Source organism: Gottfriedia acidiceleris (genome assembly GCF_050457485.1).
Lineage (GTDB): Bacteria > Bacillota > Bacilli > Bacillales > Bacillaceae_G > Gottfriedia > Gottfriedia acidiceleris_D.
In genome coordinates this window covers 1-13,816 of record NZ_JBCMJM010000024.1, presented here as the reverse complement: position 1 = coordinate 13,816, position 13,816 = coordinate 1, and the positions used below count along the sequence as shown (strand labels likewise).

The 13,816-nt window shown below is 34.3% G+C and carries 12 protein-coding genes and 1 other annotated feature; all 12 genes read right to left on the bottom strand.

What is annotated here, in order from left to right; all coding sequences use genetic code 11:
- Nucleotides 1-3: 3 nt before the first annotated feature.
- Complete coding sequence (gene cysS, locus ABEY15_RS21895; RefSeq protein WP_429892158.1) at nucleotides 4-1,404, bottom strand: cysteine--tRNA ligase; 1,401 nt, start codon at nucleotides 1,402-1,404, stop codon at nucleotides 4-6.
- Between the two features lie 4 nt (nucleotides 1,405-1,408).
- Nucleotides 1,409-2,047: a serine O-acetyltransferase gene (gene cysE / locus ABEY15_RS21890; RefSeq protein ID WP_097978211.1), complete on the bottom strand. Its 639-nt coding sequence runs from the start codon at nucleotides 2,045-2,047 to the stop codon at nucleotides 1,409-1,411.
- An 83-nt stretch (nucleotides 2,048-2,130) separates the two neighbouring features.
- Nucleotides 2,131-2,350, bottom strand: a binding site (T-box leader).
- Between the two features lie 42 nt (nucleotides 2,351-2,392).
- Nucleotides 2,393-3,853, bottom strand: a complete 1,461-nt coding sequence (gene gltX, locus ABEY15_RS21885; RefSeq protein ID WP_429892157.1) for a glutamate--tRNA ligase — start codon at nucleotides 3,851-3,853, stop codon at nucleotides 2,393-2,395.
- A gap of 42 nt (nucleotides 3,854-3,895) precedes the next feature.
- A complete protein-coding gene (gene ispF / locus ABEY15_RS21880; RefSeq protein ID WP_056467343.1) occupies nucleotides 3,896-4,375 on the bottom strand; it encodes a 2-C-methyl-D-erythritol 2,4-cyclodiphosphate synthase in 480 nt (159 codons plus the stop codon).
- A gap of 11 nt (nucleotides 4,376-4,386) precedes the next feature.
- On the bottom strand, nucleotides 4,387-5,073 hold the full coding sequence (gene ispD, locus ABEY15_RS21875) for a 2-C-methyl-D-erythritol 4-phosphate cytidylyltransferase (protein ID WP_429892156.1): 687 nt from the start codon (nucleotides 5,071-5,073) through the stop codon (nucleotides 4,387-4,389).
- Nucleotides 5,074-5,093: 20 nt separating this feature from the next.
- A complete protein-coding gene (locus tag ABEY15_RS21870) occupies nucleotides 5,094-6,164 on the bottom strand; it encodes a PIN/TRAM domain-containing protein (RefSeq protein WP_429892155.1) in 1,071 nt (356 codons plus the stop codon).
- Nucleotides 6,165-6,213: 49 nt separating this feature from the next.
- Complete coding sequence (gene disA / locus ABEY15_RS21865; RefSeq protein WP_129692059.1) at nucleotides 6,214-7,287, bottom strand: DNA integrity scanning diadenylate cyclase DisA; 1,074 nt, start codon at nucleotides 7,285-7,287, stop codon at nucleotides 6,214-6,216.
- Nucleotides 7,288-7,289: 2 nt separating this feature from the next.
- On the bottom strand, nucleotides 7,290-8,666 hold the full coding sequence (gene radA / locus ABEY15_RS21860; RefSeq protein ID WP_429892154.1) for a DNA repair protein RadA: 1,377 nt from the start codon (nucleotides 8,664-8,666) through the stop codon (nucleotides 7,290-7,292).
- Between the two features lie 179 nt (nucleotides 8,667-8,845).
- Nucleotides 8,846-11,287 carry an ATP-dependent protease ATP-binding subunit ClpC gene (gene clpC / locus ABEY15_RS21855; RefSeq protein ID WP_429892153.1) on the bottom strand — a complete coding sequence of 814 codons (2,442 nt, stop codon included), beginning with the start codon at nucleotides 11,285-11,287 and terminating at the stop codon, nucleotides 8,846-8,848.
- A 20-nt stretch (nucleotides 11,288-11,307) separates the two neighbouring features.
- Nucleotides 11,308-12,375: a protein arginine kinase gene (locus tag ABEY15_RS21850; protein WP_429892152.1), complete on the bottom strand. Its 1,068-nt coding sequence runs from the start codon at nucleotides 12,373-12,375 to the stop codon at nucleotides 11,308-11,310.
- 5 nt (nucleotides 12,376-12,380) lie between these two features.
- Nucleotides 12,381-12,929 carry a UvrB/UvrC motif-containing protein gene (locus ABEY15_RS21845; protein WP_429892151.1) on the bottom strand — a complete coding sequence of 183 codons (549 nt, stop codon included), beginning with the start codon at nucleotides 12,927-12,929 and terminating at the stop codon, nucleotides 12,381-12,383.
- Between the two features lie 19 nt (nucleotides 12,930-12,948).
- Nucleotides 12,949-13,410: a CtsR family transcriptional regulator gene (locus ABEY15_RS21840; RefSeq protein ID WP_429892150.1), complete on the bottom strand. Its 462-nt coding sequence runs from the start codon at nucleotides 13,408-13,410 to the stop codon at nucleotides 12,949-12,951.
- Between the last annotated feature and the right edge of the window lie 406 nt (nucleotides 13,411-13,816).

Below are 13,816 nucleotides of genomic sequence, written 5' to 3'. Positions count from 1 at the left end.
AAGTTATCCTCTTTTCCAGCGAATACCTTGCGGAGTATCTTCAATGATTATATTCATTTCTTTTAATTGATCCCGAATTTGGTCCGCTAATGCAAAATCACGATTTTTACGTGCGTCTGTACGTTTTTGAATTAATGCTTCGATTTCATCATCTAACATTGCTTCTTCTTTAACTAGTGTAATGCCTAGTACATTTGATAATTCATCAAAAGTTGCTACTAATTGATTTAATACATTCGTAGAAGTATGTGTCTCTAGTAAATATTGATTTGCCAATTTAGCTAATTGATATAAAACAGAAATCGCATTAGCCGTATTAAAGTCATCATCCATTACTTTTGTGAAGACAGCTTTTTCGTCTGCTATTTCTTTTAGCCATTTATTGTCATCTTCTGTTAAATTAGTACTGCTTTCTAAACGGTGTTTACTATTTTGGTAAGCCGTTTTAATACGTTCAAAACCATTTTTAGCTTCTTGTAAAAGTTCTTCGCTATAGTTAATTGGGTGACGATAATGCACTGATAACATGAAGAAACGTAATAACATAGGATCAACGATTTTAATAATGTCATGTACTAATACAAAATTACCCAATGACTTAGACATTTTTTCGTTGTCGATATTGATGTATCCATTATGCATCCAATAATTTGAAAAAGTTTTCCCGCTTAAAGCTTCTGACTGAGCTATTTCATTCTCATGGTGTGGAAATGATAAATCTTGACCGCCTGCATGTATATCAATTGTTTCTCCAAGGTATTTCTTTGCCATTGCTGAGCATTCAATATGCCACCCTGGTCTACCTTTCCCCCATGGACTTTCCCAGAATATTTCACCTGGTTTAGCTGCTTTCCATAGGGCAAAATCTAATGGATCTTCTTTCTTTTCGCCAACTTCAATTCTTTCACCAATTCGAAGGTCTTCAATTGATTGGTGTGAAAGTTTACCGTAACCATCGAATTCCTTTGTTTTGAAGTAAACATCACCTTCAGATTCATATGCATAACCTTTTTTTACTAGCTCATCGATAAACTCAATAATAATATCCATATTATCCATTACACGAGGATGATTCGTTGCTGTTTTGCAACCTAGTTCTTGAACATCTTCAAAATATGCATTAATAAAACGATCTGCAATAGTTGGAACATCTGAGCCTAATTCATTTGCTGCTTTAATTAACTTATCATCAACATCAGTGAAATTTGAAACATAGTTTACTTCGTATCCACGATATTCAAAATAGCGTCTTACTGTATCAAAAACAATAGCAGGTCTTGCATTACCAATGTGAATATAGTTATATACAGTAGGTCCACATACATACATTTTGACCTTGCCTTCTTCTATAGGCTTAAAATCTTCTTTATTTCTTGTTAATGTATTATAAATTTGAATTGCCATAGTTTTACTTCCTTTCAGATATTCTCATTAAACTTCTTAGCTCTTCTAATTCCGCTTCTAGTTGTAGTAATCGATCTGCTACTGGGTCAGGTAGATCACAGTGATCAAATTGATTATTTACTCTAATTCCATCTTGAACAACTATCTTACCAGGTATACCAACAACCGTAGTATTATTTGGAACATCCTTTAGTACAACTGAATTTGCACCGATTTTTGCATTTTCTCCGATTGTGATTGACCCCAGAACTTTTGCTCCCGTAGCTACTAATACCCCACTCAATAAGGTTGGATGTCGCTTACCTTTTTCCTTACCGGTTCCGCCTAATGTTACTCCTTGATAAATCGTAACATCATCACCTATTTCACATGTTTCTCCAATTACGACTCCTGCTCCATGATCGATAAAAAATCGTCGACCAATTTTCGCCCCTGGGTGAATCTCGATTCCTGTTAAAAAACGAGCAAACTGTGAAATACTCCTTGCAATAAAGTGCCATTTTTTCCGATAGAAATAATGAGCAAATCGATAAAGCCATAATGCATGTAAACCAGCATACGTAAGAATAACTTCTAAATAGCTAGTAGCGGCTGGATCGCGTTCAAATATCGTCGCTACATCTTCCTTCATGTACTTTAGCATCTTCATTTCCCCTTAAAGAATTTATTAAGAATTTGATTTTTTTCTCTATAAAAAATAAAAAGCGTCCCAGTGTACATATAATACACAGAGACGCTTTATGCGCGGTTCCACTCTGTTTAGATAAAATAAATTTATCTCAACTCATGTAATGTAACGGTTTCCACCGCCCTAGCCTACTAAAACGTATTTTTCGGCTAAGGACTCAAGGGGGCACTTCTATGACTACCGTTAAAATCACTTTCACCAATGTGATTCTCTCTGGGTAACGAGTAACCATTTACTTTTCCCTATCAACATTTTACCTATATGAATATTACTTATATATATTACAAATTAATCAAAATGTTAACCAATTATTTGTTGTAAACGAGCAATAACTTTTTCTTTTCCTAATAAAGTCATCGCTGCTGGTAATTCAGGACCATGACATTGACCAGTTGTTGCAACACGAATTGGCATAAATAACTTTTTGCCTTTTTGTCCAGTTGACTTTTGAACTGATTTCATTGCAGCTTTAATTGAATCAACTGTAAATTCTTCAGAAGCTTTAAGTTCATCAACTAATGCTGAAAGTACTTCCTTCACTTGCTCTTCAGAAATAACAGCTTGCTCTTCTTCACCGAATGTTAATACTTCTTTGAAGAATAAGCTCGATAATTCTACTATTTCAGCACCAAAGCTCATTTGGTCTTGATATAAAGCTACTAGATTTGTAACCCACAGATTTTCGTCTGCAGTGCGTTCTTCATTTACAAAACCAGCTTTAATTAGATGTGGTAAAGAAATTTCTACCACTTTTTCTAATGGTTGCTCTTTAATATATCGGTTGTTAATCCAAGTTAATTTTTGCTTATCAAACATAGCAGGAGCAGAACTTAAACGACTTGGATCGAAAATCTTAATAAATTCATCTTTGCTGAAAATTTCTTCTTCACCAACTGGTGACCAACCAAGAAGAGCAATAAAGTTAAATAATGCTTCCGGTAAGTAACCAAGATTTTGATATTGTTCAATAAATTGTAATACAGATTCGTCACGTTTTGAAAGCTTTTTACGGTTTTCATTCACAATTACTGCCATATGACCAAAATCTGGAGCATCCCAATTTAATGCACGATATACCATTATTTGTTTAGGAGTATTAGAAATATGCTCTTCCCCGCGCAGTACGTGACTAATCTTCATTAATGCATCGTCAACTACTACCGCGTAGTTATAAGTAGCGATTCCGTTCTTTTTAACAAGAACCCAGTCACCGATATCTTTTGATTCAAATTTAATATTTCCACGAACGATATCTTCCCACTCATACGTATCGTTTGCTGGTACTGCAAAACGAATAGTGTACTCTGCACTTGCTGCTTCTTTAACAGCTCTTTCTTCAGCTGTTAAATGACGGCATTTTCCGCTATAACGTGTAGTTGGATGACCAGCCGCTAATTGCGCTTCACGTTCCGCTGCAAGCTCTTCCTCTGTACAATAGCACTTGTATGCATGACCATTCTCAACTAATTCATTAGCATATTGTTTGTATAAGTCTAGTCTTTCTAGCTGACGATAAGGACCGTACTCGCCACCTTTATCTGGACCCTCATCCCAATCAATACCTAACCAGTGTAAATATTTCGCTTGGCTTTCTTCGCCACCTTCAACATTACGTTCGATATCAGTATCTTCAATACGTAATACCATATCACCGTTAAAATGCTTAGCAAATAAATATACGTATAATGCTGTACGTGCATTTCCAATATGTAAATGACCTGTCGGACTAGGTGCATAACGAACTCTTACTCTATTTGACATTTATAGACACTCTCCACTGAATAATTAATATACTTTATTAGTTTAAGCCTTCTTTTGTAACAATACAACCGCTTGGGATGCAATTCCTTCTTTTCTTCCTGTAAAACCTAATTTTTCAGTTGTTGTTGCTTTAACATTAATACAATCAGATGTCGTTTCAAGCAGTTCTGCAATTCTCTCTCTCATTAATTGGATATATGGTGCCATTTTAGGCGCTTGAGCAATAATCGTACAATCCGCGTTAACTAACTCATAGCCTTTATCCTTAACAATATGAAATACGTGTTGAAGTAGTTTTGCTGAATCAGCATCTTTAAAAGCTGGATCCGTATCCGGGAAATGTCTACCTATATCTCCTTCACCAATAGCCCCTAGTAATGCATCCGATATTGTATGAAGAAGAACATCGGCATCAGAATGACCTAATAAACCTAATTCGTATGGGATCTCAATTCCACCAATAATTAACGGGCGATTTTCTGCAAAAGCGTGAACATCAAACCCTTGTCCAATTCTAAACATGTAAACACCTTCTAACCTCTATATTGTTCATAGATTGTTTCAGCAAAAAACAAATCTTCTTTAGTTGTTACTTTAATATTGTTATAATCTCCATTTACTACAAAAACTTTACTTCCGTTCCATTCAACTAAGCTAGCATCATCAGTTCCTAAATAACCATTTTCGATTGCTTTTTGATGAGCTTCTATTAAGCATTGGTATGTAAAAGCTTGGGGAGTCTGTACTCCCCAAAGTGTAGAACGATCGATTGTTTCAACGACTTCTTGATCAATAACTTTCTTTATTGTATCTTTCATCGGAACTGCACAGATGACTGCCTCATGTTCACTCATCTTTTCAAGAATCCGCTCAATCACTGCATTTGTCACAAAAGGTCTCGCCCCATCGTGTACTAAAATAAAACTTTCAGTATCCTTAATTGAAACTAAACCATTATAAACACTTTCTTGCCTTTCTGCTCCACCTTTTACATAGGTAATTTTATTTTGAATAAAGCTTGGCAAATTTAAAGTTTCAAAGAACTGTTTTTCAGATTCTTTAATCGGTAAGATAATCTCATTGCAACGATGATCTTCGCCAAATACTTTTAAAGTTAATTCAATAATTGGCGAGCTAATTATTTTTAGAAATAATTTATTATAGCCTGCACCCATTCGTGAGCCAGAACCCGCTGCTGGAATGATGACCTTATATTGCATTTTACGTATACCCCTCTAACTTACTTTACTTTTGCAAAAATCATACGACCTGCAGAAGTTTGTAGTACGCTCGTAACGACTGTCTCTACTCGTTTACCAATTGATTCTTTACCGTCTTCTACAACGATCATTGTACCATCGTCTAAATATGCAACACCTTGTAATTTTTCTTTACCTTCTTTTACTACAAAAGCAGTTAATACTTCCCCAGGTAATACTACTGGTTTAATTGCATTTGCTAGATCGTTAATATTCCAAACTTTAATTTGCTGAAGTTCACTTACTTTATTTAAATTAAAGTCATTTGTCACTAAAATACCATTTTTTAATTTAGTAAGCTTTACTAATTTGGCATCTACTTCAGGAACATCTTCAAAATCCCCTTCGTAAATTTCAACTTTCATAGCTAGCTCTTTTTGAATTCTATTTAGAATATCTAATCCTCTTCGTCCTCTATTTCGTTTTAACGTATCTGAGGAATCAGCTATATATTGTAATTCTGCTAATACAAATTGTGGAATCACAATTGTTCCTTCTATGAATCCAGTTTGGCATATATCAGCAATACGACCATCAATGATTACACTAGTATCTAAAATTTTAACTGGAATATCGAATGATGAATCTTGCTCTTCAGCAGCCTTTTTCTTGGCTTTTGAAGATAAAGTAAATAAACTCAATAATTCTTCTCTCTTTTTAATCCCAACTTGAAAGCCTAAATATCCTAATAAAATCGTAACTACTATTTGAATAATAGATGAAACATACTGTAATCTAATTGAGTCAATTGGCAATGAAATAAGAAATGCCAGAATAAGTCCAAAAACAAGTCCTAAACTACCAAACAAAATCATTGAAATAGGAGCTTTTAATAATTTCTCCTCAATATACTTGATAAACGTTACTGTTGGATCAACTAACCAAAGCGATAAAATAAAAAAGATCACTGCTCCACTTAAAGCTTGCACATAAGAATTATGCAATATATTAGGTAACTCTGTTTTTAACAGTTTATCTAACAGTGGAAAAAGTACTAAACCTAAAGTACTTCCGACAAAAATATAAATAACTTGAACGATCCTCTTTATCAATTCGCCACCTCCTTTAAATAAATAATAACTCTATCTTAGACGAAATAACTTAGTTATGTCTATTGATATACAGTTGCTCCTGAATTCGTTTTAATCCTTCTTTGATTTTTTTTGCACGAATTTCACCTATTCCATCAACATCATCTAACTCAGCAAGAGTAGCTTTGTAAATCCCTTTAAGATGCTTAAATCGCTGTGTTAAATTTTCAATTACTAGCGGCGGCAGTCTAGAAATTTTCATCAACATACGATACCCTCTAGGCTCTACCATTTCCTCAAGATTTGTGTTATTCGGATAACCTAACAATTTAATAATGGCATGATCCTCTAACAATTCTTCATTTGCCAGTTCTTGGAGTTTTTGCAAAATACTTTTAGGATCTTGTTCCTTACTATAATGATAATCCTTTATTAAAAGTAATGCCTCCTCCTCAAGGTCCGAAATGATCTCAATTAACTGTAATTCAATCAGTCTTCCTTCATCACCAAGCTCAATTACATAGTTATTAATTTCATTTTTAATTCGAAGAACCATTTCAACACTATGTAAAACATTTACAACTTCAAATAATGTAACTAGCTCTTCAAATTCTAAAATACTAAGTGAAGTAATCCCTTGATTCCACACAATTTTATATTTTTCAAGAGTCTGAATCGCCTGATTAGCTTTTGTTAAAATTACACCAATATCTCGCAGTGTATAGCGCAAATTACCTTTATACAAGGTAATAACATTACGTCTTTGCGAAATAGCAATTACTAAGTTTCCAGTCTGTCTTGATACTCGTTCTGCAGTTCGATGACGCATACCAGTTTCTTTTGTAAAGATTGATTGATCTGGTATCAATTGTGCATTTGCTAACAGGATTTTTGTCCCTGTTTCATTTAAAATGAGTGCTCCATCCATTTTTGCTAATTCATATAAGCTAGCTGGAGAGAAAGGGTCATTAATATGAAATCCACCATCGACCATTTCTTTTGTTTCATCATTAAAGCCAAGAACAATTAATCCACCAGTCTGTGCTCTAAGTACATTATCAATGCCATCACGCAATGGTGTACCTGGAGCGATCATTTCTAAAACTGGCAACATTGATTTAGCTTTTTGTTTTTGATCCTCCATCTCTACCCTCCTAACACGTATTTTAATGCTTCATGTACTGTATTAATACCTATTATTTCCATTCCTTCAGGAAAACTCCATCCTCCAATATTTTTTGATGGAATTATTGCTCTTTTAAATCCAAGTTTTGCTGCTTCTTGTACTCTTTGCTCTATTCTAGATACCCTTCGAACTTCTCCTGTTAAACCAATCTCACCAATTACTACATCTGTTGGATTAGTAGGTTTATCTTGAAAGCTTGATGCTATACTTACTGCAACAGCTAAGTCTACAGCTGGCTCATCTAACTTCAGTCCTCCGGCAACCTTTAAATAAGCATCTTGATTTTGTAATAAAAGGCCCATTCTCTTTTCTAATACAGCCATAATTAATGATACTCTATTATGATCTATACCAGTTGCCATTCGTCTTGCATTTCCAAAGCTCGTTGGGGAGACAAGTGCTTGTAGTTCAACTAATACAGGTCTAGTACCTTCCATAGAAGCAACAACAGTTGAACCTGCTACTCCAAAAGGTCTCTCTTCTAAAAATATTTCCGATGGATTCAGCACTTCCACTAATCCTAACTCTTTCATCTCAAAAATGCCAGTTTCATTAGTAGACCCAAAACGATTTTTAACTGCCCTTAATATACGATATGTATGATGTCTTTCGCCCTCAAAATATAATACTGCATCTACCATATGTTCCAGTAAACGTGGGCCAGCAATTGATCCTTCTTTTGTCACATGCCCTACTATAAAGATTGGGATACCTTTTGTCTTCGCGATTTTCATTAATTCTGAAGTACACTCTCGTACTTGTGAAACACTACCAGGAGCAGATGTCACTTCTTGTAAATAGATTGTTTGAATTGAATCAATTACAACAAAATCAGGAGACATCTCATCCATATATCGAGCAATATAAGACAAATCTGTCTCGGATAAAACATATAAGTTTTGTGTAGCGACACCTAGTCGTTCTGCTCTTAATTTAATTTGCTTCTGGGATTCTTCACCTGAAACATATAAAACTTTATGGTCCTTTTTAGCCAATTGTGAGGAAACCTGTAATAGCATTGTCGACTTACCAATTCCCGGGTCACCACCAATTAATACTAATGAACCTAAAACGATACCGCCACCTAAAACCCGGTTAAACTCATCGAAGGAGGTTTCGATACGAGTTTCAGTACCTATTTCAACTTCCATAATTGAAATTGGCTTCGTTCCTTCTACTGTAGCGTTTGTATTAAATGTTAGCCTTCTTGAACTAGCAGGCTGTTCTATAAACTCAACCATCGTGTTCCACTCGTTACATGCAGGACACTTTCCGATCCACTTAACTGATTCATATCCACAAGATTGACAGACGAATTTCGTTTTCTTTTTAGCCATATGTATAGTACCTCTTTTGTTACTATGATTTTCTATATTAATAGAGTATGTATTCTAAGTCTATCCTAACGCTTTTTTGATATAAGAAAAAGGGCTTCACGCCCTTTTTCACAAATTAGATAACTTTACAATTAATTTGTTCAATTATCCTTCATAAAAGGTATGAACTTTGTAATTGTTTATTGATTTACAGTTTCAGCCGCTGATCTAATCAAATATTCATTATCCTTTACATCAAGAATAACTTTTCGGCCTTTTTCTATATTACCTTTTAATAATTCTTCGGATAAACGATCCTCTACTTGTTTTTGAATTGCTCTTCTTAATGGACGAGCTCCGTATTCAGCATCGAATCCTTCATCTGAAATTTTATCAATTGCAGCATCTGATAATTCTAGTTCAATTTCTTGTTCTTTTAAACGCTTCGTTAAGCTATTAACCATTAAGTGAACAATTTCTTTAATATGTTTCTTCTCTAATGAATGGAAGACGATTGTTTCATCGATACGGTTTAGGAATTCAGGACGGAATGCTTTTTTCAGTTCCTCTAATACTTTTCCTTTCATATCTTTGTAATCTTTTTCTCCATCGTTAATATTGAATCCAACATATTTATTTGTTTTTAAAGCACTTGCTCCAACGTTTGATGTCATGATAACAAGCGTATTTCTAAAGTCCACTGTACGACCTTTTGAATCAGTTAATCGACCGTCTTCTAATACTTGAAGTAGGATATTAAATACGTCTGGATGAGCTTTCTCAATTTCATCTAATAGAATTACTGAGTAAGGTTTACGTCTAACTTTCTCAGTCAATTGACCACCTTCATCATATCCTACATATCCTGGAGGTGCTCCTACTAAACGAGAAGTTGCGTGTTTTTCCATATACTCCGACATATCAATACGAATCATCGCATCTTCATCGCCGAAAATTGTTTCAGCTAATGCTCGAGCCAACTCAGTTTTACCTACCCCTGTAGGACCTAAGAAAATAAATGAACCAATTGGGCGTTTTGGATCTTTTAATCCAGCTCTTGCACGTCTTACAGCTTTAGAAACTGCTACTACTGCTTCTTCTTGACCAATTACACGTTTATGAAGAACGCTTTCCATATTTAACAGTTTATCTGCCTCTGTTTGAGCAAGTTTTGTAACTGGAATATTAGTCCATGATGATACAACATTCGCGATATCCTCTACAGTTACTTCAGAATTTTCTTTACCTTGTTTCTCTTTCCATTGACGTTTTGTATCTTCTAATTGTTCACGTAATCTTTGTTCTGAGTCTCTTAATGATGCTGCTTTCTCAAATTCTTGACTTTGAACAGCTGCATCTTTCTCTTTACGAACTTCCTCTAATTTTAATTCTAATTCTTTTAAATTTGGCGGTGTTGTAAAGCTACGTAATCGTACTTTAGAACCTGCCTCATCAATAACATCAATTGCTTTATCTGGTAAGAAACGGTCTGTAATATATCGATCAGATAGTTTTACAGCTTCAATAATTGCCTGATCAGAAATTGATACTCTATGATGTGCCTCATATCGGTCACGTAAGCCTTGAAGAATTTGAATTGACTCCTCTACACTCGGCTGATCAACTTGAATTGGTTGGAAACGACGCTCTAACGCAGCATCTTTTTCGATATATTTACGGTATTCATCAATTGTTGTTGCACCGATGCATTGTAGTTCACCACGTGCTAATGATGGCTTTAAGATGTTAGATGCATCAATTGCACCTTCAGCTCCACCTGCACCAATTAATGTATGAAGTTCATCAATGAAAAGAATAATATTACCAGCTTGACGAATTTCGTCCATTACTTTTTTTAGACGATCTTCAAATTCACCACGGTACTTAGTTCCAGCTACGACAGTACCCATATCAAGTGTCATTACTCGTTTATCTCTTAAAATTTCTGGTACTTCATTATTAACAATTTGTTGAGCTAATCCTTCTGCAATAGCTGTTTTACCTACACCAGGCTCACCAATTAATACTGGATTATTCTTAGTGCGTCGGCTTAACACTTCAATTACTCGCTGAATTTCTTTACCACGTCCGATTACTGGATCTAAGCGACCCTCTCTAGCTGATACAGTTAAATCACGAGCTAAGCTGTCTAATGTCGGTGTGTTTGCTTGATTAGCAGATCCATTTTGATGATTAGACGAGCTTTCATTGCTACCTAATAATTGAAGAACTTGTTGACGAGCTTTATTTAAGCTAACACCAAGATTATTTAATACTCTTGCTGCTACGCCTTCTCCTTCTCGAATTAATCCTAAAAGGATGTGTTCTGTTCCTACATATGAATGCCCTAATTTACGAGCTTCATCCATTGATAATTCAATCACTTTTTTAGCTCTAGGAGTGTAGTGTACTGTTTGAGCAACTCCCTGGCCACGTCCTATTAATGTTTCTACTTCTTGTTGTACTTTCTCTGGGCTTAATCCAAGTGCAAGTAATGCCTTAGCAGCAATGCCTTCTCCCTCTCGAACAAGTCCTAGTAAAATATGTTCTGTACCTATATTTGAGTGTCCAATTCGGATTGCCTCTTCTTGAGAAAGAGCTAATACTTTTTGAGCACGTTCTGTAAATCGACCAAACATCATAATTGGTTCCTCCCATATAATTAGTTATTTTTGTTAGATAGTCTTTCGCGTATTAGTGATGCTCTTTTAATATCCCTTTCTTCGGGAGTAAGCTGATCACCTACATACTGTTGTAAAATACCTGGTTGAGTTAATATCATTAATTCATGTAAAAAGTTTTTAGATAAACCATCAATTAAACCTAAATCAATCCCTAATTGTACATCCGATAAACACTTAGCACTTTCCTTTGTTTCTATTATTCTTCCGTATTTCAATGTACCTAAAGAACGAAAGACTCGATCTTCTAAAAGAATTAAAGAAGTTTTGGCAAGTGCATCTCTTGCTGATTTCTCGTGTTTGATCAGTTGTTGAACAATTGTCGTTAAATCTTCTATTATTTCTTCTTCCGATTTCCCTAATGTTATTTGATTCGAAATCTGAAAGATATTACCTAATGCTTCGCTACCTTCACCATAAATTCCTCTTACTACTAAACCAAGTTGATTAATAGTAGGGATTAAACGGTTAAATTGTTTCGTGATGACTAGTGCTGGCAGATGCATCATCACTGAGGCCCTTAATCCGGTACCAACATTAGTAGGACAACTAGTTAAATAACCAATTGTTTCATCAAAAGCATATTCAAGCTGACTCTCTATATAATTATCAATATGATTCGCTTGAGTAAGTGCCTCTCTAAGTTGTAAACCTGGAAATAGAGCTTGAATTCTTAAATGGTCTTCTTCATTAATCATAATACTAATTTGTTCATCCTGAGATAATATACATGCCCCATGTACCGACTCTTGAACTAAATTAGGACTTATTAAGTGTTTTTCAATTAACACTCTTTTCTCTACTGGTTCTAACTTATTGATTTCAATATATTCAAAAGGTCCGTTTGGTAAGGCTGTACTACCTTCAAAATAATGTTTAACTAAATGACAAATTTCTTTAGCCTTGTCTTGACTTAGTAAAGTTGGATACAAATATGCACTGAAATTTCTAGCTAACCTAATACGACTACTTAAAACGATATCATCATCTGGACCTTCTTGTTTCATCCAAGGACTGATGGCCTCATTAATAATTCGATTAATAGACATGTAACTTACTCCACCTCCTTTTGAAGGGCTTGTAAATCTTTCTCAATTTCACGAATTTCATCCCGAATCTTAATCGCTTGCTCAAAATCTTCTTTATCAATAAAATTTTTCATTTGAGATTTCAAGTCTTGTAACTTCCTTTTCAAGGAGATCGCCCCATTAATCTTTTGAGGTATTTTCCCTGTGTGAGATACATTACCGCTATGAATTCTTTTAACAATTGGTTTCATCTGATCCATAAATGTTTCATAACAAGTAGAACAACCTAAACGTCCAATTTTAGTAAATTTTTGAAAAGTCATCTTACATCTAGGACAATCAATTTGTGAATCTTGATGAAATTTATTTTTCTTCATTTCATAAATACCAGTATTACCTTTAAACAATCCAGCTAATAAATCATTTACAGAATAACCACCTATTTCAGAAAAAATATGTTTATTGTTCGATTCATTTGCGCATTTCTCACATAAGTGAATATCTGTTTTCTCACCATTAATAATTTTAGAATAGTGTAATGTTGCCGGACGTTCTTGACATTCTTGACAAATCATTATGGGCAACCTCCATATTCTATTTGTACTTTAAGCTTCTAAGCATTGCCTTGAACATTCTTGCTCTTAATTCGTCTCGATAAGGTAAATTAACCATTATTACTGAACGGTCTAATACACTTAACATCATTTTTGCTTCTCTTTGAGTAATTACATTCTTTTCAAGTAGTAGACGAATATAGTCCTCTGAACTAGACTGTGCAATATTATTAGTAAAGCTACTTAATATTTGATCTATTACGCTCGCTTTATCATGAAATTGCACTTTAATAATTCGAATATACCCGCCACCACCGCGTTTACTTTCTACTACATATCCTCTTTCTAATGTGAATCTAGTATTAATTACATAATTTATTTGAGAAGGTACACAATCAAATTTATTCGCTATTTCACTTCTTTTTATCTCGACATAATCTTTATCGGATATGTCAAAGTAGTTCATTAGATATTGTTCAATAATATCTGATATATTCTTCATCTATTTACCACCTTTACTGACTTTGACTATCTTTGACTATTATTATATTCCTTTCATGAAAAATTTCAACTATTATCTCTTTACCATTTTTTCCAAACGATACAGCTCTTAATCTTTTTTACCATTAAGAATTGTATAAATTGGTAGCCTATAAGAAAAATTGACGTATTTTTCAATTTGGGGTATTAAATATAAGTGCTATATCCTCTCTGTCTTTACCTAAAGGCTCGCCAATTGGCGATTTTTCTTTATCAGTATATATATATATATGTTATACAATTCTTTTAAGAAGCTTTTTTTCCTTTTTACTTTTATTAAAAAAATTATTAACTTGATCTATTTCGTTTGAGCATTTTTAGGTAACAAAAAAAACATCAGCTATTAGGCTGATGTTTTTGTTTACCAG